The following is a 23,772-nucleotide window of genomic DNA, read 5'->3' as shown; positions in this document are numbered from 1 at the left end:
GCTTCAGAACGAAAACTGATTCAGCACTTCCGGCATCCCCTGGGCCAGATCTTCCGCCTCGCGGCGGGCCAGGGAAGCCGCATCCCATAGCTCGAAGTGGGCGCCCATGCCAAGCAGCATCACTTCGCGCGTCATTCCAGCGGCATTGCGCAGTTCGGGGGCGATAAGGATGCGTCCCGAGCCGTCCAGCTCCACATCCTGGGCATTACCCAGCAGCAAACGCTGCAAGGCGCGGGCGGACATGGGAAGCGCGGCGATGACTTCGCGCTTCTTTTCCCACTCCTGGCGCGGATAGAGCAGCAGACAGCCATCGGGATGGCGGGTCAGCGTGAGCCGACCTTCCGCCTGGGCGACCAGGGCGTCACGATGCCGGGTCGGAATGGAGATCCGACCCTTAGCATCCAGCGTGAGCGCGCTACTTCCCTGGAACACCCATCCCTCCCACTTAATTGCACAAAAACCTACTTTTTCCCACTCTACGGGATGGGAAAGGCGCGGTCAAGCAACCGGACACATTTTTTTCAATCACAACAAGGACTTAGACGTCACTCGCAAAATCCATAAAGAAAAACCCCCTGAGAAATCAGGGGGTTGCAAAATGATCTAAAGGTCCTACCTGAGAGTGGCCGAATATGGAGATTCAGGCGTAACGGAATCTCGCGGCATTGAGAGGGCAAGACGGATCTATAGGCCGGATTCTGTACGCCGGGTCGCCCCGGCGGGCAATCATTCCTCTGGCCCGGCCATTACTGGCCGGATCTAGCCATCTACCCGCATGCTCGGGCGAGCCGCCCTTCCGGGTCCGAAGACCCTGCGCATGCCTATTTGATGTTGCTCCCGGTAGAGGTTGCCGCGTTTCACCCTGCGACGCCGCGTCCCGTGTGGGACGCGCGGCACGGAAGTCGCCGTGCCTGTGCGCGGTTGCCCGCGCCCGCTCCGCAGACTCGTCTCTGTGGCCCTGTTCCTCGGCCGCACGACAGGAAACCCTGCCGTACGCCCGGACGGCCGTTAGCCGCTACCGCGCCCTGTGGAGTCCGGACCTTCCTCGATGCGCAAGCGCACCGCGATTGCCCGATCCGTCTTGCGGCCGCCATTTTAGCCTACCCGCCTCCGGCCCTCCTGCGGGATTGCCTCGCGCGGACCGGCGGGCCGCCTCAGGATGCCGCGGCCGGATCCAGCGCCTCACTCAAGTCGCCCTGCTCCACGCCGGCATTGGCCTTGAGCGCCTGGCGCCGCGTCGCCAGGCCGGGCAGCTCGGGCAGGTCCCAGCGGCGCGTGATGAAGCGCAGTATCGACGTGGTGTCCATCACGGTATGGTCCACGTAGTGCCGGCGGACCGTCGGCCCGGCGAGTATGGCCGGCACGCGCGACCCCGGACCGAAGCGATCGCCTTTGGGAGGCGCCACGTGATCCCATATCCCGCCATTCTCGTCATAGGTGATGATCACCAGCATGTGCGGCCATTGCGGGCTTTTCTCCAGTTCTGCCATGACTTCGGCAATGTGCTGGTCGCCGCGCAGGACGTCGGCATAGCCGTTGTGCTCGTTGAGATTGCCCACCGGCTTGTAGAAGGACACAGGCGGCAGCGTGCCGGCGCGAACGTCCTGCACGAACTTTTCGCCATTCAGGCCGGCATCCCGCAGATGCGCCGCGCGTTCGGCCTGCCCCTGCGGCGTCGTGGGATCGTAGCGCTTGTAATAGTTGAAGGGCTGGTGATGAAACTGGAAGTTCACATAAGGCGTGCCGGCGTCCTGCATCCCGATATTCCCGTAGTCCGAGCCGGCCCAGCCGACGGCATTGGTGGCGCGCGCCGACTGAAACCCCCAACCGCCGGCGTACCAGGCCCATTGCACGCCCTTGGCGCTCAGGTAGTCCCCTATCGTGGCCTGCGTCTGCGGCGGCACGGTGGTCGGGTTGGCGGGATCGGCCAGCAGTCCGGCGACCACGCCCTGGGCATTGGGCCGCGGTTTGTTGGCGCTGGGCTGGTAAGGCGGCTGCATGGTATTCACCGCAAACCCGTCAGGCGTGAGCGTGGCGCCATTGGAGACGAAAATGGCGGTCGCCGGCCCCTGGAGGGCGGACTGCGCGCCGGGCGCGGACGGGTTCACCGCCAGATGAGAGCCGAGGGGGCCATCCGCGAGCACCGCGACCTTGGCCTTGTTGATGTCCGTGATCGCGACGCGCGGCGCCGCGGCGGCCACCAGATACTGGTGGTTCAGGAATGAGCCTCCGAAGGCGCCCATGAAGAAATGGTCGGCCATGGTGTACCGCCTGGCCACCTGCCACAAAGGCAGCACCTTGGCGTTTCCGGTGAAGCGGCCCATGACCAGGCCGCCCGCGTTGTCCGCCCAGGCGGCGAACATATCGTTGCGGCCGCCATTGATCTGCATCTGGTTCTGGTAGAAGTTGTGCCACAGGTCGGCGTTGACGGCCTTCAGGTCGACGCCGGGGTAGGTCTGGTTGATCGAGAAAGGTGCATTGGGCATCCCTTCGGTCATGGAGCGCGTGATGACGGGCACGTTGGGAGCGAACTGCGCGCGCGCCACCGTCAGGCCGCTCCATACGGGCGGCAGCGCTGCCAATACGGTCTTGCCATCACGGTCCACCTGCGGCGCGAACGACGCCTTGTCCAAGGGGTCGTCCTGGCCGGGGAAATCACTGTACAGGTTGTCGAAGCTGCGGTTCTCGGCGTAGATCACGACGACCGTCTGAATGTTCGCGACGGCGCGATCGACGGCCGCCGCGTGCACGGGCGCGGATTCCCGCGTGCCATCGCCGCCGCATGCGGCCAATCCGGCCAGCATCGCCAGCGCGAGCAGTGCGCGCAAGCCGCGCGTCGATCGATTGGGGTGCTTCATAACCGGCGGTTTCCTTTTGTGGGTTGTGGACGGACGCTGCCGACGCGCAAGCACGCGCCGCAATGACTCTGCCGCCATGGTCGGGGACAAGCATGTGAACTTCGTGAAGCTTCGCTGAAACCGACCTGAACTCCGCAATCCTCTATATCTAGTTCGTCTATATATAGGCACGCTTTATTCAGCCCGCCGTCAGCGCCGCGTCCCGGTGCTGACACATGCGGACGCTACGCTCGCCGCCATTCCGTCGCAGCGCCCCCGCCATGTCGCCTCCCGATCCCGCCGCCGATGCAAGCCGTATTCGCCTTTCGCGCCGGTGCCTGCCGGCCGTGGTGGTGTTGTTCCTGCTCATCGCCGTGCCGGCGCTTCAGAACGGCCAGGCAAGCGGACCGGCTGGCGCCGCAGACGCCCCGGCGCCACCGGCTTCCTACGACCGCGACCATGCCCGCCGCCGTGCGGCCGAGCTCGCCGCCCTCGGCCAGACATTGTTCATGGACCCGCGCCTGTCGGCCTCCGGCCGTCAGGCCTGCGCAAGTTGCCATAGCCCGGCCCACCACTTCGGTCCGCCGAACGACCTGGCTGTGCAACCGGGCGGCGCGAACATGACGCAAGCCGGCGTGCGCGCGGTGCCGTCCCTGATGTATCTGCAGGATGTCCCGCCGTTCGACGAGCACTTTGTCGATAGCGAGGAAGAAGGCGACAACAGCACCGACAACGGCCCCACCGGCGGACTGACGTGGGATGGCCGGGTCAATCGCGCGGACGCGCAGGCGCGCATTCCGCTGCTGGATCCCCGCGAGATGGGCAATGCCGATGCGGCAGCAGTCGTCGCACGTGTGCGGGCGGCGCCTTATGCCGACACGGTACGGCGCCTGTATGGCGGCCAGGTCTTCGACGACGTCGATCGTGCCTTCGACGCCATCGTACAGGCGCTGGCCTACTACCAGGACACGCCGGCGCTGTTCTTTCCCTATAGCAGCAAGTTCGACGCAGTCATGCAGGGACGGGCGCGCTTCAGCGAGCAGGAAGCGCGTGGCCTGCGCTTGTTTTCGGCGGAGGACAAGGGCAATTGCGCAAGCTGCCACCGCTTCGGCGTTCCAGGCACCCTGCCCGTCTTCAATGACTACGGGCTGATTGGGCTGGGTGTTCCACGCAACCCCGATATCCCCGCCAACGCGGATCCGCAGTATTTCGACCTGGGGCTGTGCGGCCCCTATCGCAAGGACCTGTCCGGACATGCCGAAGACTGCGGCCTGTTCCGTTCGCCCACGCTGCGCAACGTCGCCACGCGCCAAACGTTCTTCCACAACGGGGTATTCCACACACTGCGCCAGGTCGTCGATTTCTACGCCACGCGCGATGTCGAGCCGGAGCGCTGGTATCCGCGCGGCAAGGATGGCGGCGTCGAATCATTCGACGATGTGCCCGCGCAGTATCGCGGCAACATCAATATGGATCCCCCCTTCGGCGGCAAGCCCGGCGGCGTCCCGCCCCTGTCCCCGCGGGAAATCGACGATATCGTGGCGTTCCTTGGCACGCTGACCGACGGCTACTTCGATCCATCGTCGGCGCCGGCGCACGCCCAGCGCTGAGCAAGGGCCTCATATGCCGGCCGCGACGGCAGCCGGCGGGGCTTCCTGCGACAATACCGTTTTCCCCGGATCCGCACCGTCGCCTCATGGCCCCTGCCACCCTCATTACCTTCACCCGCGTTCAACTTGCCTATGGACATCATCCCTTGCTGGATGGCGCCGACTTCTCCATCCAGGGCGGCGAGCGCATCGGCCTGATCGGACGCAATGGAGCCGGCAAATCGTCCATGCTGCGGCTGCTGGACGGCCGCAGCGAACCGGACGACGGGGACATCTCCCGCGCCGCTGGACTCAAGGTTGCGACGGTGGAGCAGGAACCGGTGCTGGACGAAGACATGACGGTCTTCGACGCGGTATGCGGCCCGGATGACGGCGCGGAAGACTGGCAGCGGCCCGCACGAGTCCGGTCCCTGCTGGAGCGCTTGCGCCTGCCCACGGATGCGCGCGTCGCCGGCCTGTCCGGCGGCACCCGCAAGCGTGTCGCGCTGGCTCGCGCGCTGGCGGACCAGCCGGACCTGCTCCTGCTGGACGAACCGACCAACCATCTGGACTTCGAAGGCATCGCGTGGCTGGAAAAGCTGCTGGCCGACTGGAAGGGTAGCGCGGTAATCATCACCCACGACCGGCGCTTCCTGGACAACATTGCCACCCGCATCGTCGAACTGGACCGCGGCCGGCTGCTGAGCTTCCCCGGCAATTTTTCGCAATGGCAGGAACGCAAGGCCCAATGGCTGGAATCCGAGCGGCTGGACCAGGCGCGCTTCGACAAGCTGCTGGCGCAGGAAGAGGTGTGGATCCGCAAGGGCGTGGAAGCGCGCCGCACCCGCAACGAGGGCCGCGTGCGGCGCCTCGAACAGTTGCGTCGGGAACGCGCGGCACGGCGCGAGCGGCAAGGCAATGTCAACCTGGCGATCGCGGAAGGGCAGCGTTCCGGCAAGCTGGTTGCGGAGCTCGACCATGTGAGCAAGTCTTTTGGCGAACGCGTGGTGGTACGCGATTACTCCACCACGCTGCTGCGCGGCGATCGCATCGGGATCATCGGGCCCAACGGCGCCGGCAAGACCACGCTGCTGAGCCTGATCCTGGGCCGGCTCGAACCCGACACCGGCACGGTGCGCATGGGGACGAACGTCGCCGTGGCCTACTTCGACCAGATGCGCGCCCAGCTCAATGACACCGACACGCTGGCGGATGTGATCAGCCCGGGCAGCGAATGGGTGGAGATCGGCGGCACTCGCAAACACGTCATGAGCTACCTGGGAGACTTCCTGTTCTCGCCCGCCAGGGCCAATTCCCCGGTCAGCAGCCTTTCGGGTGGCGAGCGTGCCCGCCTGCTGCTTGCCCGCCTGTTCGCGCGTCCTGCCAACGTGTTGGTGCTGGATGAGCCCACCAACGACCTGGATATCGAAACCCTGGAATTGCTGGAATCGCTGCTCCAGGAGTATTCCGGGACGGTGTTATTGGTCAGCCACGACCGCGAATTCCTGAACAACGTGGTCACGCAAACCATCGCGAATGACGGTCCCGGGATCTGGAACGACTATGTGGGCGGCTATGACGACTGGCTGGCGCAGCGACCTGCCGCATCGGCGGCCCTGCCCGAACCGGGGCCCGACGTCGATGCTCCGGCCAAGCCCGCACAGACTCCCGTGCGCAGCAAGCCTGCCAAAGCCAGCCGCCTGAGCAGTTGGGAATTGCGCGAACTCGAGAGCCTGCCGGATGCCATTGCGGCGATCGAAGCGCAGCAGGCCGAATTATCGGCGCGGCTGGCTGACGGCAGCCTGTACCGTGAGGCGCCCGACGAAGTCGCCCGGATCAACGCTGAGCTGGCGTCCCTGGAGGCCGCCCTTCAGGAGAAATTCGCCCGCTGGGAGCAGATGGAAGCCCGCCGTGCCCAGGAAGGCGGCTAGGGCGCCTACGCCCCGGCGCGGTCCTGGCGATAGGCGGGCAGGCCTGGCTCGCTGGCCTGGAGCTCCCCTCGGGGCGTCTATGGCCACGCGGCGGGATGCCGGACGTCATGTGCGCACGCGCCACGCCAATGACTCGCCCGCGGCCAGCGGCACCAGGGTAGTCGAACCGTAGGGGATTTCCTCGGGGATCACATATTCCTGACGTACCAGCGTCAACGTATCGCGGTTGCGCGGCAGGCCGTAGAAATCCGGACCGTAATGGCTGGCAAAGCCCTCCAGCTTGTCCAGCGCCCCCACCTCTTCGAAAGCCTTGGCGTACAGCGACATCGCATGCAGCGCGGTATAGCACCCCGCGCAGCCGCACGCGTGCTCCTTCAGTCCGCGCGCGTGCGGCGCGCTGTCCGTACCGAGGAAGAAACGCGGGCTGCCACTGGTGGCGGCGGCGACCAGAGCCTGGCGGTGCACTTCGCGCTTGAGGATAGGCAGGCAATACATGTGCGGCCGCATGCCGCCTTGAAACAGCGCATTGCGGTTATAGAGAAGATGCTGCGGCGTGATGGTCGCTGCCACCGGGCCCTCCGCATCACGCACATACTCCGCTCCGTCCTTCGTCGTGATGTGCTCGAACACCACTTTCAGGGCGGGATAGGCTTTGCGCAATGGCCGCATGACGCGCTCGATGAACATCGCTTCGCGATCGAAGACGTCGACGTAGGGATCGGTCACCTCACCGTGCACGAGCAGCGGCATCCCGCAACGCTCGAGCGCGTCCAGCGCCGGCCGGCATTTTCCCAGGAGATCGGTGACCCCGGCATCCGAATTCGTCGTGGCGCCCGCGGGGTAAAGCTTAACCGCATGGACCCCGCCCGACTCGTGGGCCCGCTTGATCTCGTCGGCGGCCGTATTGTCGGTGAGATAAAGCGTCATCAGCGGCGAGAAGGCACCTGCCGGAACGCCGGCCGCCGCCAAGGCGGCCTCGATGCGCCCGCGGTACGCCAGCGCCTGCTCGGTCGTGGTGACGGGCGGCCGCAGGTTGGGCATGACGATGGCGCGCGCAAACTGGCGGGCCGTGTCGGCCGCGACCGCGGCAAGTGCCTCGCCATCACGCAAGTGCAGATGCCAATCGTCAGGCCGTGTGATGACCAGGGTATCGGAAGTTTGTGTGGACATGGGATGTACTGAAGGTGAATGGCCGGTGGTATGCGGCCGGCTATTCCGAAAGCGGCATACCGCGTTCCGCCAAGGCGCAGAACATCGCCGCCCCCAGTGGAATGACGGCATCGTTGAAGTCGAAATGACTGTTGTGGAGCGTGCAGCCGGACTCGGCGCCGCCCTGTCCCAGGCGGAAGTATGCACCGGGACGCGCCTGCAGCATGAATGAAAAATCCTCCGACCCCATCGAAGGCACCAGATCGCGAACGACGTTTTCCTTGCCGATCATTTCCGTCGCTATGTCCGCCACCAGGTTGGCATGTTGCGGGGTGTTCAGTGTGGCGGGGTAGATGCGTTCGTACTTCACCTCCGCCGTCGCGCCGAACGCACCGGCGATCGAGGTGGCCAGTTCGGTCATGCGCTTCTCCACCAGCTCCTGTACGGTCTTGCGAAATGTGCGGACGGTGCCCACCAGGCGTGCTTCGCGGGGGATGACGCTCATGCCCCCCGGATGACCGGCCTGCATGGAACCGATCGACACGACCGCCGAGTCCAGCGGGTTGACGTTGCGCGCCACGATGCTCTGGAGCGCCGTGATCAAATGGCCGGCCGTGAGTACCGGATCTATGGTCTGGTACGGATGCGCGCCGTGGCCGCCACGGCCGTTGATGACGATCTCGAAGCGATCTGCGGCGGCCATCATGGGACCGGGGTTGATGCCTATCGTGCCGGGCGGCAGGCCAGGCCAATTGTGCAAGGCATAGATCGCATCGCATGGGAAGGTGTCGAACAATCCATCTTCCATCATCGCCTTCGCGCCACCCCGCCCTTCTTCGGCCGGCTGGAATATCAGCACGGCCGTGCCGTCGAAGTTGCGCGTCTGCGCAAGATAGCGCGCAGCGCCCAGCAGCACGGCAGTGTGGCCATCGTGGCCACAGCCATGCATCAGTCCGGACTTGGTCGACTTGTGCGCGAAGGTGTTGTCCTCCGTCATGGGCAAGGCGTCCATGTCGGCGCGCAAACCTATCATGCGGCCGCTGTCTGTTCCGCGCCCGCGTATGACCCCCACGACGCCTGTCTTGCCGATGCCACGATGCACCTCGATGTCCAGGGCCTGCAATGCGCCGGCCACGATACCGGCGGTGCGCACCTCCTCGAAACCCAATTCGGGATGGGCGTGCAGGTCACGCCGCAACGCCGTCAGTTCATCGTGGAATAAGCGGATCGACTCAAGCGCTGTACGCGGATACATGGCCCGTCACGGTTTGCAAAGTGGCTGAGATTGATGGAGCATTTTAGTTGCTACAGACGATAAATGCCTTTGTCTTTGGGGCGCAGACACGTTATGCTCCGGCCGCAGGATCAATTTTCCAACACTCAGAGAAGGAGAGCCGCATTATGGCCACACCCTCCAAAACCGCGACTGCCCGTAAGCCGAATGCCGCCTTCATGAAGCCTCTCACTCCGAGCGCGGATCTGGCTGCGGTCATCGGTCCCGAGGCGGTGCCGCGCACCGAGGTCACCAAGAAGATCTGGGAATACATCAAAAAACATAACCTGCAAGATGCCAACAATAAGCGCAATATCAACGCGGATGACAAGCTGCGGCCGCTGTTTGGCAAGGAACAGGTTTCGATGTTCGAACTGACCAAGTTGGTCAATGCGCATCTGAAGTAAGCGGTTCTCATCGCCTCGAAGGCACGCGATCAGGCTCGCGGACCGGGCCATCCCTACACCGGCCCAGGCAAGAAGTCCTGACGGCGATCTCTGCATCAGCAGGCGCCGTGCCATGCGTCCTTCGCGCGGCTGACATGCGGACTCACCGCACCGGATAAAGAAACGGCTGGCATATGCCAGCCGTCTCCATTTCTGCGCACCCTTCTATACCGACCCGCGCACCCCACTTGTGCGGATTGGCGCCGGCTCTGGTCTCGCACCAGGCGGCATATGAGCCGTGCAGCACCACGGCCTGCCTCTTCGCTTATGCGATCAAGCGTAAGTCGTTGGCGACCGGGCTTCGAGCAAGGCCAGCCAACCCTTGATGAGCCGATAGAGCACCCAGATGACGGTAGCCGCGACACCGATCCAGCCGATGAAAATCAGCGTGGCGATGGCGCTGATGGCAAGCCACAACAACGCCCACCAGAAGGTGCGTAGCAACCAGTCGAAATGCCCGGCGTAGAAAGTGCCAGCAGCGTCCGCGCGTTTGACGTAGACCAGGACCACAGCGGCCAACGTTGCAATGCCCAGGAAGCCGCCGGTCAGAAAGCCCAGCGCGTAGAGGCCATAAGCAACATGCGTCAGCGTACGCAGGTCGGGGCCATTGCTGGAAACAGGGATCTGGGGATCACTCACGATAACCGCTCCTTCTAATCGATGCGGTCAATGTTACCGCACAACATCCGGCGTATCGGACCGGGAGCATGGCGATGCAGCGGAACGTTGTTATTTGCGGACGACTCCTCACTGAGGTTCCCGCCAGTCGCTCTGTGAAGGCGGGAGCGTGGCGACGCGAAGGCCAGACGTCGTAGTTGTCGCGACGCCGGGGCCAAGGGGTGTGGAACCCCCGGCGAGCAGGGGCTGCGGTTGTCTCGTAGTCACGTTCGCGAGTGCGTGGGGTACGCGCAACTTTGGCCGAGGCGCTCGATCACCGCAGCGGCAAGCGAAGTGGCACTTTGGACGACGACTTGCATGATTAAGTCTCGCCGCGGTACATGCGTTATGGAACGGGGTCCGCGGCTCACGGCGGGCCTCAGGCGACACAGGGAGTGGCTGCATTTCAGCGCGGCATTGCCCATTGCGTTGCGCCACTGCATTGCGCGCTGTATCGGTTGCGGCCTCGGGCGATGCATGCAGATGCTGCGTCGAGTCACCGTACTTACTGCGGCAATCGGCTGCCGTACCAGGTGCGGCACTCATTATGGGTCTTAGGCGGCCACATTGCGGCGCGCCGCTACGGTGCGGAACGCCGTATTCAAGGGCCAGCATGGGGGCGGCCGCATTTTTCGGCCCGCAAAAGCAAAACCCCGCCGTTTAGCACGGCGGGGTTTTGGGGATAAGAGCCTGACGATGACCTACTTTCACAGACGTCCGTCCACTATCATCGGCGCGAAGGCGTTTCACTGTCCTGTTCGGGATGGGAAGGAGTGGTACCACCTTGCTATGGTCGTCAGGCGTAAAGGGTTGCGCGGCCGCGCCAGGCGCTAGGCCTGGCGCGATGCGCCAATCTGGTCAAAGCACGTCCGAGGCGGCGGGCCGGCAGCGCCTGCCCGTAAGGGGCGGCGGTGCGCGGCACGCGCGTATCGAAGCGAGGAGTATGGGCGGTGTTGCAAGGCAGGCTCCCCTTCGGGGGCGGGCCGGTGCAACACGAGGGATTCGGGGTTGGGACTGCGCGTTATGTGGCACAGTTGGCAAGCATCAGAGGCTGTCAGGACAAGCCGCTTTGCTTTGGATGGGTTGCAACCATCAGGGTTATAGGATCAAGCCGCACGGGCAATTAGTATCGGTTAGCTTAACGCATTACTGCGCTTCCACACCCGACCTATCAACGTCCTGGTCTTGAACGACCCTTCAGGGGGCTCGAGGCCCCGGGATACCTTATCTTCAGACGAGTTTCCCGCTTAGATGCCTTCAGCGGTTATCTCTTCCGTACATAGCTACCCGGCAATGCCATTGGCATGACAACCGGTACACCAGAGGTACGTCCACTCCGGTCCTCTCGTACTAGGAGCAGGCTCCGTCAAGTATCCAACGCCCACGGCAGATAGGGACCAAACTGTCTCACGACGTTTTAAACCCAGCTCACGTACCTCTTTAAATGGCGAACAGCCATACCCTTGGGACCGGCTACAGCCCCAGGATGAGATGAGCCGACATCGAGGTGCCAAACACCGCCGTCGATATGAACTCTTGGGCGGTATCAGCCTGTTATCCCCAGAGTACCTTTTATCCGTTGAGCGATGGCCCTTCCATTCAGAACCACCGGATCACTATGTCCTGCTTTCGCACCTGTTCGACTTGTCAGTCTCACAGTCAAGCACGCTTATGCCATTGCACTATCAGCACGATTTCCGACCGTACCTAGCGTACCTTCGAACTCCTCCGTTACGCTTTGGGAGGAGACCGCCCCAGTCAAACTGCCCACCATGCACTGTCCCCAACCCGGATAACGGGCCAAGGTTAGAACCGCAAACAGACCAGGGTGGTATTTCAAGGTTGGCTCCACCGAATCTGGCGACTCGGTTTCCGCGCCTCCCACCTATCCTACACAGGCCGGTTCACAGTCCAATGCAAAGCTACAGTAAAGGTTCATGGGGTCTTTCCGTCTAGCCGCGGGTAGATTGCATCATCACAAACACTTCAACTTCGCTGAGTCTCGGGAGGAGACAGTGTGGCCATCGTTACGCCATTCGTGCAGGTCGGAACTTACCCGACAAGGAATTTCGCTACCTTAGGACCGTTATAGTTACGGCCGCCGTTTACCGGGGCTTCGATCAAGAGCTTGCACCCCATCACTTAACCTTCCGGCACCGGGCAGGCGTCACACCCTATACGTCGACTTTCGTCTTTGCAGAGTGCTGTGTTTTTAATAAACAGTCGCAGCCACCGATTATCTGCGACCCCATCATGCTCAGCGCGCAGGCGCCTCACACTACCGGGGCATACCTTCTCCCGAAGTTACGGTATCAATTTGCCGAGTTCCTTCTCCCGAGTTCTCTCAAGCGCCTTGGAATATTCATCCCGTCCACCTGTGTCGGTTTGCGGTACGGTCTCGTACAGCTGAAGCTTAGAGGCTTTTCTTGGAACCACTTCCAATCACTTCGCAAGCCATGCTCGCTCGTGCCACACCCTTGAGTCACGCGCCCGGATTTGCCTAAGCGCCCTCTTCAATGCAGCAACAGGGACTTCCAACACCCTGATGATCTTCCGCGATCCGTCCCCCCATCGCACTGTACGACGGTGCTGGAATATTAACCAGCTTCCCATCAGCTACGCATCTCTGCCTCGCCTTAGGGGCCGACTCACCCTGCGCCGATGAACGTTGCGCAGGAAACCTTGGACTTACGGCGAGGGGGCTTTTCACCCCCTTTATCGCTACTCATGTCAGCATTCGCACTTCTGATACCTCCAGCAACCCTTACGAGTCACCTTCACAGGCTTACAGAACGCTCTCCTACCGCGTGTAGTTGCCTACACACCCGCAGCTTCGGTTTACCGCTTAGCCCCGTTACATCTTCCGCGCAGGACGACTCGATCAGTGAGCTATTACGCTTTCTTTAAAGGATGGCTGCTTCTAAGCCAACCTCCTGACTGTCTAAGCCTTCCCACTTCGTTTCCCACTTAGCGGTAATTTGGGACCTTAGCTGGCGGTCTGGGTTGTTTCCCTCTTGAGTCCGGACGTTAGCACCCGGTGCTCTGTCTCCCAAGCTGGACTTGCGGGTATTCGGAGTTTGCCATGGTTTGGTAAGTCGCCATGACCCCCTAGCCATAACAGTGCTCTACCCCCCGCAGTCATACTTGAGGCACTACCTAAATAGTTTTCGGAGAGAACCAGCTATTTCCAGATTTGTTTAGCCTTTCACCCCTATCCACAGCTCATCCCCTAGTTTTTCAACACTAGTGGGTTCGGTCCTCCAGCACGTGTTACCGTGCCTTCAACCTGGCCATGGATAGATCATCTGGTTTCGGGTCTACACCCAGCGACTGAATCGCCCTATTCGGACTCGCTTTCGCTACGCCTTCCCTATCCGGTTAAGCTTGCCACTGAATGTAAGTCGCTGACCCATTATACAAAAGGTACGCCGTCACCCCACAAGGAGGCTCCGACTGTTTGTATGCATACGGTTTCAGGATCTATTTCACTCCCCTTCCGGGGTTCTTTTCGCCTTTCCCTCACGGTACTGGTTCACTATCGGTCGATCACGAGTATTTAGCCTTGGAGGATGGTCCCCCCATCTTCAGACAGGATTTCACGTGTCCCGCCCTACTTCTCTTACGCCTAGTTCCACGCAATGCATTTCGTCTACAGGGCTATCACCTGCTACGGCCGGACTTTCCATTCCGTTCGACTATGCAATGCGCTAAATCGTAAAGGCTGTTCCGATTTCGCTCGCCACTACTTTCGGAATCTCGGTTGATTTCTGTTCCTCGAGTTACTGAGATGTTTCAGTTCACCCGGTTCGCCTCCTGGACCTATGTATTCAGACCAGGATACCGCCTTGCGGCGGTGGGTTTCCCCATTCGGATATCTGCGGATCAATGCTTGTTTGCCAGCTCCCCGCAGCTTTTCGCAGGCTACAACGTCCTTCATCGCCTGTGATCGCCAAGGCATCCACCATATGCACTTAGTCGCTTGATCCTATAACGCTAATGGCTATAAAACCTTCCAAGCAACCGTCTTGCTCTGACATGATACTTGCGTGTTTGTGCCGTCCAATCCTCAATCACTTGAGTTTGAACTAATCATGCAATCACAACCCGTATCCACAACATACCCATATCGTCGCCGATATCAGCATGCTGCCAATACTTCTCGTTGTGCTTCTTCCAGATTGTTAAAGAACGAATACTGCTGTCGAGTCAAAAACCCAACGCTCAATCCACGCCAGGACGCTACCGCCCCTGCATGACACTGACCGTTGAACTCTCAAACGCGGATCCCTCTGTGCGCGCCCCCATCCCCGCTTGCCCGCCCCCGCAGTACCTGCCTGCAGACGCCTAAAGGAAATGGTGGAGGTGAACGGGATCGAACCGATGACATCCTGCTTGCAAAGCAGGCGCTCTCCCAGCTGAGCTACACCCCCGGCAAACCAAGACACCCGCCCCTAAGCGCGCGCGCCTCAATCTCGTGGTGGGTCTGGTTGGATTCGAACCAACGACCCCCGCCTTATCAAGACGGTGCTCTAACCGACTGAGCTACAGACCCAATTCGCATCGGATCCGCGCGTGAACAGTGGCCTCGCGTCCCACAGGCTTGCCGCCCCCAGGACCCTCGCACCAGCGTCACCGATCCAGCCTGACAACAACCGATAAGTGTGGCCGCTTGACGCCCGCGGGCGCTCGCTCTGAAAGGAGGTGATCCAGCCGCACCTTCCGATACGGCTACCTTGTTACGACTTCACCCCAGTCATGAATCCTACCGTGGTAATCGCCCTCCTTGCGGTTAGGCTAACTACTTCTGGTAAAACCCACTCCCATGGTGTGACGGGCGGTGTGTACAAGACCCGGGAACGTATTCACCGCGACATGCTGATCCGCGATTACTAGCGATTCCGACTTCACGCAGTCGAGTTGCAGACTGCGATCCGGACTACGATCGGGTTTCTGGGATTGGCTCCCCCTCGCGGGTTGGCGACCCTCTGTCCCGACCATTGTATGACGTGTGAAGCCCTACCCATAAGGGCCATGAGGACTTGACGTCATCCCCACCTTCCTCCGGTTTGTCACCGGCAGTCTCATTAGAGTGCCCTTTCGTAGCAACTAATGACAAGGGTTGCGCTCGTTGCGGGACTTAACCCAACATCTCACGACACGAGCTGACGACAGCCATGCAGCACCTGTGTTCCGGTTCTCTTGCGAGCACTCCCAAATCTCTTCGGGATTCCAGACATGTCAAGGGTAGGTAAGGTTTTTCGCGTTGCATCGAATTAATCCACATCATCCACCGCTTGTGCGGGTCCCCGTCAATTCCTTTGAGTTTTAATCTTGCGACCGTACTCCCCAGGCGGTCAACTTCACGCGTTAGCTGCGCTACCAAGGCCCGAAGGCCCCAACAGCTAGTTGACATCGTTTAGGGCGTGGACTACCAGGGTATCTAATCCTGTTTGCTCCCCACGCTTTCGTGCATGAGCGTCAGTGTTATCCCAGGGGGCTGCCTTCGCCATCGGTGTTCCTCCACATATCTACGCATTTCACTGCTACACGTGGAATTCCACCCCCCTCTGACACACTCTAGCCCGGTAGTTAAAAATGCAGTTCCAAGGTTAAGCCCTGGGATTTCACATCTTTCTTTCCGAACCGCCTGCGCACGCTTTACGCCCAGTAATTCCGATTAACGCTTGCACCCTACGTATTACCGCGGCTGCTGGCACGTAGTTAGCCGGTGCTTATTCTGCAGGTACCGTCAGTTGCGCCAGGTATTAACCAGCGCCGTTTCTTTCCTGCCAAAAGTGCTTTACAACCCGAAGGCCTTCATCGCACACGCGGGATGGCTGGATCAGGGTTGCCCCCATTGTCCAAAATTCCCCACTGCTGCCTCCCGTAGGAGTCTGGGCCGTGTCTCAGTCCCAGTGTGGCTGGTCGTCCTCTCAAACCAGCTACGGATCGTCGCCTTGGTGAGCCGTTACCCCACCAACTAGCTAATCCGATATCGGCCGCTCCAATAGTGCGAGGTCCGAAGATCCCCCGCTTTCCCCCGTAGGGCGTATGCGGTATTAGCTACGCTTTCGCGTAGTTATCCCCCGCTACTGGGCACGTTCCGATACATTACTCACCCGTTCGCCACTCGCCGCCAGACCGAAGTCCGCGCTGCCGTTCGACTTGCATGTGTAAGGCATCCCGCCAGCGTTCAATCTGAGCCAGGATCAAACTCTTCAGTTCAATCTCTGTTCGTACGAAACTCCAGACCCATCGCTGGACCTGAAAGCTTCGTCTTTCGCTTTGCGCTTTCTCAAAGGAAGTGAGAACCCAGGCAGATCGCTCCGCCTGATTTCCTACTTACTTCAATGAGCACTTGATTTCGTAAGCCCCACCATCCCGCACGGACGTTTGCACATCCACGCAGAACCGGCAGGTACGCCTTCGAACATCAAGCGCCCACACTTATCGGTTGTTTCGTTTTTAAAGAGCAATTCCGCCGTTATCCCGACACCGCCGCAGCGCCTTAGGGAGTTAACCCCTGGGGTTTCACCCCCGGCTCACCTTTCGGTTTGCGTTTTTGCTGTGTCAGCAGCAGAGAAACGAGATTATGAAGGCTTTTTTTAGGGCTGTCAAACCGGTCGAAGTCCGCTGCTTTCGCTTGGCACTTCGTGCTTGCCGCCGCACCAACCTCGGGCTTTGACACCCGCTTTGACTCGACCGCGCGCCCTGCGGCGACGCCCCTGTCCATCACAACCATCCAGCCGGCTGAGGCATGCGGCCCTTTATTGGTCCGCCGCTCTACACACGTTCTATAGAGCCCCCGACCATCCGGGCGCCGCCCTGCCGAATCGCAGCACCCTGGCTTACTTGCATCAACCTGGTTCAATAATGCGACTGGACCTTGAATATTAGCACTTTGGGCCGCGGACTTGAAGAGCCGCCGACCGAGGCCACTAGAGCGCGAGCTCCGTCGTTTCCTTGATTTTCTGCAGGGCAAAACTTGATCGCATGTCGATCACGGAGGCGTGCTGCATCAACGTGTCCATGGCGAAGCGAGAGAAATGGGCCAGATCCTGAACCTGGATGCGAAGCAGGTAGTCCATGTCGCCCGTCATCGCGTAACAGGCAACCACCTCCGGCCAAGCCTGCACGTCACGCGCGAAGTCGGACATGGGTGCATGGCTGGAGCCACTGTGCTTGTTGAGGCGAATAGTGACATAGGCGACCAGCCCGAAGCCCACCTTGTCGGCGTCGACCAAGGCCACATAGCGGCGGATGTAGCCTTCGTCCTCCAGGCGGCGGACACGGCGCAGGCAGGGGCTGGGCGACAGCGAGACGCGATCGGCCAACTCCTGGTTGGTCAAGCGCCCATCACGCTGCAACTCCGCCAGGATTCTCCGATCGGTCCGATCTAACGCTTCCTTTGGCATATTTCACCCGTGTTTATTCATTCGAGGCATTTTATTGCCCCTTAGCGTAGCTCCGCGGCCATTTTTGCAATTAGCTGCCCGCCCTTCTTTCCTACAATTTGCGGGTAATCGGCCTACAAGAAAGGACAACGCCATGACTGCAGCATTTGAGCCCTGGGACAACCCCATGGGCACCGCAGGCTTCGAATTCATCGAGTACGCGGCGCCTGATCCCGCCGCGCTGCGCCGGGTATTCGAACTGTTGGGATTCAAGGCCATCGCGCGACACCGCCACAAGGATGTCATCCTCTACCGCCAGGGCGGCATCAACTTCCTGGTGAACGCCGAGCCCGACTCATTCGCGCAGCGCTTCGCCCGCCTGCACGGGCCCTCGATCTGCGCCATCGCCTTCCGCGTCCAGGATGCGGCCACGGCGTATCGGCGCGCCCTCGAACTGGGGGCATGGGGCTTCGATTCCCATAGCGGGCCGATGGAGCTGAACATCCCGGCCATCAAGGGCATCGGTGATTCCCTGATCTACCTGGTTGACCGCTGGCGCGGCAAGGCGGGACACGGCGGCATTGGCGACATCAGCATTTACGACGTCGACTTCGAGCCCATCGATCCCCTGACCGCCCAGACCGACATGACCCACGCCGGCGCCGGCCTGACCATGGTCGATCACCTTACGCATAACGTGTACAAGGGTCGCATGGCCGAATGGGCGGATTTCTACACGCGGTTCTTCAACTTCCGCGAAATCCGCTACTTCGACATCGAAGGCAAGGTGACAGGCGTGAAGTCCAAGGCGATGACCTCGCCATGCGGCAACATCCGCATTCCCATCAACGAGGAAGGGACCGAAGAAAAAGGCCAGATCCAGGAGTATCTGGACCTTTACCATGGCGAAGGCATCCAGCATATCGCCCTTGGCACGGATGACATCCATGCGACCGTGGAAGCGTTGCGCGCCAACGGGGTACGTTTCCTGGATACGCCCGACACGTATTATGAATTGCTTGACCGTCGCATCCCGGGCCACGGCGAAGACGCACACCGCCTGTCGAAGAACCGTATCCTGCTGGACGGCGCCCCTGGCGGCGGCCTGCTGCTGCAGATCTTCACGGAAAATCAGATCGGCCCCATCTTCTTCGAGATCATCCAGCGCAAGGGCAACGATGGTTTCGGCGAAGGCAACTTCAAGGCACTGTTCGAATCCATCGAGCTGGACCAGATGCGCCGCGGCGTGCTCAAGCCTGCGGAAGGCGCGGTGAAGTCATAGAACACGGGCCGGGCCTCTTCCCCTTGAAGCACCCATGGACACGATGAATGGAAGCCATGTCCATGCCGGTGACAATAGGGCCGTAAAGCCCGGCCAGCCCGGTGCCTGCGCTATTTCTTCGCAGGCAGGGACAATATCCAGCGCGCGATTTCGCGTGCTTCCTCCGGGCTGACCTGCGGCTGTGCCGCCATGGAGAGCTTGCCCCAACGCAGGCGACCACCATTGCGTATGGAGTTGGCCAGATACTCCTCGGCGCCGGGCTGGCCGGCATAACGGTGGGCCACCGCGGTGAAAGGGGGGCCGACGCGCGGACTATCCACCTGATGACAGCCCAGACACACCTTGTCTTTCAGCAAGGCTTCACCGGTGGACTGCGCCGCGGCTCCCTGCGTCAAGGTCATTGCGAATGCGGCCAGCGCCGCCATCTTCCACTTCTTATCAATCTTCAAAGGCATCGGTTACGGCTCCGCGACTGGCGCTGCCGGCCAGCTTGCCAAACTTGGCGAGCACGCCCCGCGTATAGCGCAGACGGGGCGGCGTCCAGGCCCGGCGGCGTTCGGCCATTTCATCGTCGCTGATGTTCAATTGCAGCAAAAGTGTGTGGGCGTCGATGGTAACCGAATCGCCCTCGCGGATCAGGGCGATCGGCCCTCCGACATAAGCCTCGGGCGCGACATGGCCCACCACCATGCCCCAAGTCCCCCCAGAGAAACGTCCGTCCGTGATCAGCCCGACGCTTTCGCCCAGCCCCTGGCCGATGAGGGCGGATGTGGGCGCCAGCATTTCGCGCATGCCGGGACCGCCCTTGGGTCCCTCATAGCGGATGACGACGATGTCCCCATGCTTTATGGATTGCGCCATGATGGCGCGCATGGCGTCGTCTTCCGAGTCGAACACCCGCGCGGGGCCGGTAATCACCGGGTTCTTCAATCCTGTGATCTTGGCCACGCACCCTTCCGGCGCCAGGTTTCCTTTCAGGATGGCGAGGTGCCCCTGCGCATACATTGGTTTGTCGACGGGACGGATCACATCCTGCCCGGCCGGCGGAACATCCGGTATATCGCGCAACGTTTCGGCGATCGTCTTGCCCGTGATGGTCGGACAGTCCCCGTGCAGCAGGCCCGCATTCAGAAGCAGCTTCATGACCTGGGGAATGCCGCCTGCGCGATGCAGATCGGTGGCAACGTATCGCCCCGACGGCTTCAGATCACAGATAACCGGCACGCGCTGCCGCACACGCTCGAAATCGTCGATGGTCCATTCCACTTCGGCGGCATGGGCGATGGCCAGGAAGTGCAGGACGGCGTTCGTCGAGCCGCCCGTCGCCATGATGACCGACACGGCGTTCTCGATCGACCGGCGAGTGATCAAGTCGCGCGGACGGATCTGCTTGCGCACCGCTTCGACCAGGACCCGCGCGGACTCGGCTGCAGACTGGGTTTTCTCCGCGTCCTCGTTGGCCATCGTGCTGGAATACGGCAGGCTGATGCCCATCGCCTCGAAAGAGGCGCTCATCGTGTTCGCGGTATACATGCCGCCGCAGGAGCCCGAACCCGGGACAGCGCATTTTTCGATCTGCTTGAAGTCGGTTTCGTCCATCCGACCCATCGTGTATTCGCCCACGGCCTCGAAGACCGACACCACGGTCAGATCCTTGCCCTTGTAGTGCCCGGGCTTGATCGTGCCGCCATAAACATAGATGGCGGGCACATTCATGCGCGCCATGGCGATAAGTCCGCCCGGCATGTTTTTGTCGCAGCCTCCGACGACGACCACGCCGTCCATCCATTGGCCTTGCACGGCAGTTTCGATGCAGTCGGCGATAACCTCGCGCGAAACCAGCGAGTATTTCATGCCCTCCGTACCCATGGACATGCCGTCGGATATCGTGGGCGTGCCGAAGATCTGCGGGTTGGCGCCGGACTCCCGTATGGCCTGAACGGCGGCGTCAGCCAGTGACTGCAGGCCGCTATTGCATGGCGTGATGGTGGAATGGCCGTTGGCCACGCCGATCATGGGATTGTCGAAATCGCTCTCGCGGTATCCCAGCGCGTAATACATGGCCCGATTCGGCGCGCGTGCCACGCCTTGGGTGATGTGCCGGGAACGTTCATTCGCTGCCATGGTCTGCTCCTTGCGGCGCCACGCACGCCGCCATACGCCTGCCCTGGGCGGTTATGATCGGGCCACCTTGTTTTATACATCCAACCATGCTTCGCTACCCTCAATTCGATCCTGTCGCCATCCAAATCGGGCCGCTCGCCGTGCATTGGTATGGGCTCATGTACCTGTTCGGGTTCGGACTCGTGTATGTGCTGGGCCGCTGGCGCATTTCGCATGGGAAGGTGGCGGGCGGCTTTACGCCGCGTGACCTGGAAGACCTGATTTTCTACAGCGTAATCGGCGTGGTCGCGGGCGGGCGCTTGGGCTATGTACTGTTCTACAAGCCCTACTACTACTTCGCGCATCCCCTGGAGATCTTCTATTTGTGGGAGGGCGGCATGTCCTTTCACGGCGGCCTGCTCGGCGTCATCCTGGTGATGCTGTTCTTTGCCCGCAAGCGCGGCATGTCCTTCTTTACGGTAAGCGACTTCATCGCGCCGCTCATTCCCCTTGGGTTAGCCATGGGGCGTCTGGGCAATTTCATCAACGGCGAACTGTGGGGCCGGCCCAGCACCCTGCCCTGGGCGATGGTGTTTCCACAGACGGGCGACGGCATTCCCCGCCATCCTTCGCAGCTCTATGAACTGGGACTGGAAGGCATCACCCTGTTCATCCTGATGTGGTGGTTTGCTCGCAAGCCGCGGCCCACCGGGCAGGTCAGCGCGATGTTCCTGATCGGCTACGGGACGTTCCGCTTTCTGGTCGAATTCACGCGCGAACCCGATAACTTCCTGGGCCTGCTGGCCGGCGGCCTGAGCATGGGACAATGGCTGTCCATCCCCATGGTCGTGCTCGGCCTCCTGATCTTCGTGCTTACTGCAAAACGATCGTCCCCGTGACATCGACGCTGACAGTAATCATGTCTGGCACCAGCGGCACATCCGCGCGCGCCTCCGCCATGGCCCCTTTCGCCATCGCCATATAGGGGCGCGGCGGCATGGCGCCCGCGCCGCCGAGCTCCAGTTTCTGGATGCGATATCCCGAAAAACCGAAGGCCGAGGCGGCCGCCAGGGCGCGCTCGCGGAAGGCCTGCGCCGCCTGATTCAGCAAGCGGCGCTCGGCCGCTTCCCTGCCTTTGCGAGACAGGGTGAAAGCAATGTTGGAAATGGCGCTTTTGTCGCCCAGGTCGCCCGCAAGCGCCGAGGCCGCTGCGAAATCCATGGACTCCAGCACGATGGAGCCTTCGCCGTGCCAGTTGACCACCTTGCCCTTGCCGTTGTTGTTGGGCCAGACGCGGTAGTTACCAGTGCGCGCGGTGACCTCGGGCATGCCCTTGGCGCGCTTCATCAGATCGTCGAGCAGTGCATTGAGCTTCTTGCCGGCCGACGCCTGATCGGGCGTTTCGACCTCCGCGCTGATTGTGATGACGACGGTATCCTGCTTGAGCTCTTCGTAGGCGTTGGCCTGCAAGGTCATCTGCGGACCGGCAGGCGCGGCAGCGCCCTCCGCCGTGCTTCCCGAAGATGCGCTCGAGGACGATGCCGGGTTGGGCTGCGCCGCGACCTGGACGCAGGCAAGCGCCGCAGCCAACGCGACGGCACCGCACATGGAACCACGCCGAAGAGAAGAGATCAGCAAGCGTTTGGACATCTGGAACGACCTCGGTATCGGAAAGACTGTGAGAAAAGGATATGCGGTCGCGGCATGTGCGCATGGCCGCAGCGGCGCTGCCGAGTGTAGGCCAAGGGACAGGGCGGCGAAAGCCGAAGACGAGACAAAACGATACCGTACAGCCCCGGGCGTGCGCGCCGTCGAAGCGGGCATGCCGGAAACCGGGCGCGAAGCCGTCAGCAAGGAATTGAACCGAGGAAGAAAAAGAGAGCGAAGAAAGAGAAGGCATGCAGGGCGAAGAAACGCACTGCGGAAGAATGCCGTGAAGGAGCGCCGCCGAAGAACAATGAATGCAGGTGCGAGCGGCGTGTCCGTCGCGGACCTGCGCGTAGGCAGGTCCGCCGGATAAATGCCCCGCCTGTGCCGTCAGGACCGGCATCTCGAACCCTCAGGTTCAAGGTGGTCGCGATCGGAAGGACCTCGGGTTCGTCTGACTAGAGACGATCACACCAGCCCCACATTCACGCAACCTGTATGCCAAAAAGCATAGGTTCAGAGAATGTATGGTCCAGTCACGAACACGGCAGGGACAAACTGGGAAACCGTGCGAAGAACGATGCAAACCAGCCAGGCGAACCAACGCGCAAAGCTTCGCGGCGGTTCGGACTTGCCGGCGCTCTACAGGAGCTTCTCCTGCCCTGAGAGCGCATCGTCCAGCATTGAATTCATGTCCTCGATTCTACTCTTGAACTCGCCCACCGCCAACCCGCCGAGCGGCCCGTCTGGCGCTTTCATGGAAAGCAATTCCCCCGCCACCTGCAGCGCGGCCATGACGGCGATGCGTTCGTTGCTGGAGACCTTGCCGGTGGCCTGTATGCGTTGCATGAGCTGGTCCACATGGCGTACGGCGGCGACCAGCGTTGGCTTTTCGTCGACCGAGCAGGCCAGCGAGTATTCGCGCCCAAGGATGTTGACGTCTACGCGTTCCATAACTTATTGGTGCTCCTCGACAGGCGCGCCTGGAAGCCGTGCAAGCACCGCATCGATGCGTTCGCGCGCCGCCACCGCGGCAACACGCAAGCGCTGCAGATCGGTTTCACGGGCGTTGAGCCGGGACTGCCATTCGCTTTCGCGCGCCGCCAATTGCGTCTCCAGCGCCTGATACTGCGCGGCTTGTCTTTCAAGTTCGGCACGCAACCGCGCCTCGCCTTCTTCGGACTGCGCCAGTTTGGCCGCAAGTTCGCTATCGTGACTCTGCAGCCGCTCCTGCAGCGCATGCAGGCGCGATTCCGCCTCGTCGCAGCGTTCACGCAGTTTGCGGTTTTCCTGCTCTGTCTGGCCCAGGCGGGATCGCAAGGCATCCCGTTCGCCGTGGAGCTGGCGGGTGCGTTGCACCAATTGCCCGATACGGGCGGAGAGTTGGTCGAGGTCTTGCAGCATGGGCGCTATCGTAAACCATTCGACGCCCAGCCACACCGTGATATGCACGATGTGATACCT

At 61.5% G+C, this 23,772-nt stretch carries 16 protein-coding genes, 2 tRNA genes, 3 rRNA genes and 2 other RNA genes; 5 read left to right on the top strand and 18 right to left on the bottom strand.

Going from position 1 to position 23,772, the window contains the following annotated elements; translation table 11 throughout:
* Positions 1-3: 3 nt before the first annotated feature.
* The 3 genes from mraZ to acpA all read right to left on the bottom strand — a co-directional run bounded on the left by mraZ (position 4) and on the right by acpA (position 2,858).
* Positions 4-432: a division/cell wall cluster transcriptional repressor MraZ gene (gene mraZ, locus BAU07_RS05940; RefSeq protein ID WP_066639927.1), complete on the bottom strand. Its 429-nt coding sequence runs from the start codon at positions 430-432 to the stop codon at positions 4-6.
* A gap of 239 nt (positions 433-671) precedes the next feature.
* An RNA gene (gene rnpB / locus BAU07_RS05935) (RNase P RNA component class A) lies at positions 672-1,083 on the bottom strand.
* Between the two features lie 71 nt (positions 1,084-1,154).
* On the bottom strand, positions 1,155-2,858 hold the full coding sequence (gene acpA, locus BAU07_RS05930; RefSeq protein WP_066654948.1) for an acid phosphatase: 1,704 nt from the start codon (positions 2,856-2,858) through the stop codon (positions 1,155-1,157).
* A 260-nt stretch (positions 2,859-3,118) separates the two neighbouring features.
* Between acpA and BAU07_RS05925 the strand changes: the two genes are divergently transcribed.
* Positions 3,119-4,447: a cytochrome-c peroxidase gene (locus tag BAU07_RS05925; protein ID WP_084025397.1), complete on the top strand. Its 1,329-nt coding sequence runs from the start codon at positions 3,119-3,121 to the stop codon at positions 4,445-4,447.
* A gap of 86 nt (positions 4,448-4,533) precedes the next feature.
* On the top strand, positions 4,534-6,357 hold the full coding sequence (locus BAU07_RS05920; RefSeq protein ID WP_066654947.1) for an ATP-binding cassette domain-containing protein: 1,824 nt from the start codon (positions 4,534-4,536) through the stop codon (positions 6,355-6,357).
* A 105-nt stretch (positions 6,358-6,462) separates the two neighbouring features.
* Here BAU07_RS05920 and pyrC read toward each other — a convergent pair whose 3' ends face one another.
* Positions 6,463-7,527 (bottom strand): dihydroorotase, encoded by a 1,065-nt coding sequence (gene pyrC, locus BAU07_RS05915; RefSeq protein ID WP_066654945.1) that lies wholly within the window; start codon positions 7,525-7,527, stop codon positions 6,463-6,465.
* A gap of 40 nt (positions 7,528-7,567) precedes the next feature.
* Positions 7,568-8,761, bottom strand: a complete 1,194-nt coding sequence (locus tag BAU07_RS05910; RefSeq protein ID WP_066654942.1) for a M20 aminoacylase family protein — start codon at positions 8,759-8,761, stop codon at positions 7,568-7,570.
* 146 nt (positions 8,762-8,907) lie between these two features.
* Between BAU07_RS05910 and BAU07_RS05905 the strand changes: the two genes are divergently transcribed.
* A complete protein-coding gene (locus BAU07_RS05905) occupies positions 8,908-9,186 on the top strand; it encodes an SWIB/MDM2 domain-containing protein (RefSeq protein ID WP_066654940.1) in 279 nt (92 codons plus the stop codon).
* Positions 9,187-9,498: 312 nt separating this feature from the next.
* On the opposite strand, the gene BAU07_RS05900 is transcribed toward BAU07_RS05905, so the two are convergent.
* The 7 genes from BAU07_RS05900 to BAU07_RS05870 all read right to left on the bottom strand — a co-directional run bounded on the left by BAU07_RS05900 (position 9,499) and on the right by BAU07_RS05870 (position 17,297).
* Positions 9,499-9,864 carry a DUF4870 family protein gene (locus BAU07_RS05900; RefSeq protein WP_066654939.1) on the bottom strand — a complete coding sequence of 122 codons (366 nt, stop codon included), beginning with the start codon at positions 9,862-9,864 and terminating at the stop codon, positions 9,499-9,501.
* 706 nt (positions 9,865-10,570) lie between these two features.
* A 5S ribosomal RNA gene (gene rrf, locus BAU07_RS05895) occupies positions 10,571-10,683 on the bottom strand.
* Positions 10,684-10,984: 301 nt separating this feature from the next.
* Positions 10,985-13,867: ribosomal RNA gene (locus BAU07_RS05890) — 23S ribosomal RNA — on the bottom strand.
* 369 nt (positions 13,868-14,236) lie between these two features.
* Positions 14,237-14,312: transfer RNA gene (locus BAU07_RS05885), tRNA-Ala, on the bottom strand.
* A gap of 45 nt (positions 14,313-14,357) precedes the next feature.
* Positions 14,358-14,434 (bottom strand) — tRNA-Ile (locus BAU07_RS05880).
* A gap of 142 nt (positions 14,435-14,576) precedes the next feature.
* A 16S ribosomal RNA gene (locus BAU07_RS05875) occupies positions 14,577-16,107 on the bottom strand.
* Together the 16S, 23S and 5S rRNA genes with 2 tRNA genes alongside form the textbook arrangement of a ribosomal RNA operon.
* 713 nt (positions 16,108-16,820) lie before the next feature.
* On the bottom strand, positions 16,821-17,297 hold the full coding sequence (locus BAU07_RS05870) for an Lrp/AsnC family transcriptional regulator (protein WP_066654938.1): 477 nt from the start codon (positions 17,295-17,297) through the stop codon (positions 16,821-16,823).
* A 133-nt stretch (positions 17,298-17,430) separates the two neighbouring features.
* On the opposite strand from BAU07_RS05870, the gene hppD reads away from it, so the two are divergent.
* Positions 17,431-18,558, top strand: a complete 1,128-nt coding sequence (gene hppD / locus BAU07_RS05865; RefSeq protein WP_066654937.1) for a 4-hydroxyphenylpyruvate dioxygenase — start codon at positions 17,431-17,433, stop codon at positions 18,556-18,558.
* A 110-nt stretch (positions 18,559-18,668) separates the two neighbouring features.
* Here hppD and BAU07_RS05860 read toward each other — a convergent pair whose 3' ends face one another.
* Positions 18,669-19,013, bottom strand: coding sequence for a c-type cytochrome (locus BAU07_RS05860; RefSeq protein WP_415830362.1), 345 nt, complete (start codon positions 19,011-19,013; stop codon positions 18,669-18,671).
* Positions 18,997-20,682, bottom strand: coding sequence for a dihydroxy-acid dehydratase (gene ilvD, locus BAU07_RS05855; protein ID WP_066654935.1), 1,686 nt, complete (start codon positions 20,680-20,682; stop codon positions 18,997-18,999). The genes BAU07_RS05860 and ilvD overlap by 17 nt, the downstream gene beginning before the upstream one ends.
* Before the next feature lie 86 nt (positions 20,683-20,768).
* On the opposite strand from ilvD, the gene lgt reads away from it, so the two are divergent.
* Positions 20,769-21,560, top strand: a complete 792-nt coding sequence (lgt, locus tag BAU07_RS05850) for a prolipoprotein diacylglyceryl transferase (RefSeq protein ID WP_066654934.1) — start codon at positions 20,769-20,771, stop codon at positions 21,558-21,560.
* Here lgt and BAU07_RS05845 read toward each other — a convergent pair.
* From BAU07_RS05845 to BAU07_RS05830, 4 genes are all read right to left on the bottom strand, one after another.
* A complete protein-coding gene (locus tag BAU07_RS05845; RefSeq protein WP_066654933.1) occupies positions 21,535-22,311 on the bottom strand; it encodes an SIMPL domain-containing protein in 777 nt (258 codons plus the stop codon). The genes lgt and BAU07_RS05845 overlap by 26 nt on opposite strands.
* Positions 22,312-22,679: 368 nt before the next feature.
* Positions 22,680-22,865, bottom strand: a non-coding RNA gene (gene ssrS / locus BAU07_RS05840) — 6S RNA.
* An 85-nt stretch (positions 22,866-22,950) separates the two neighbouring features.
* Positions 22,951-23,262 (bottom strand): cell division protein ZapA, encoded by a 312-nt coding sequence (locus BAU07_RS05835; RefSeq protein ID WP_066654932.1) that lies wholly within the window; start codon positions 23,260-23,262, stop codon positions 22,951-22,953.
* Positions 23,263-23,265: 3 nt separating this feature from the next.
* Entirely contained in the window at positions 23,266-23,712 is a 447-nt protein-coding gene (locus BAU07_RS05830) for a hypothetical protein (protein WP_066664927.1), read from the bottom strand.
* Between the last annotated feature and the right edge of the window lie 60 nt (positions 23,713-23,772).

Source organism: Bordetella flabilis (assembly GCF_001676725.1).
Taxonomy (GTDB): domain Bacteria; phylum Pseudomonadota; class Gammaproteobacteria; order Burkholderiales; family Burkholderiaceae_B; genus Bordetella_C; species Bordetella_C flabilis.
Note: the sequence above shows the minus strand (reverse complement) of the source record. Positions and strands in the feature narration are given on the sequence as shown.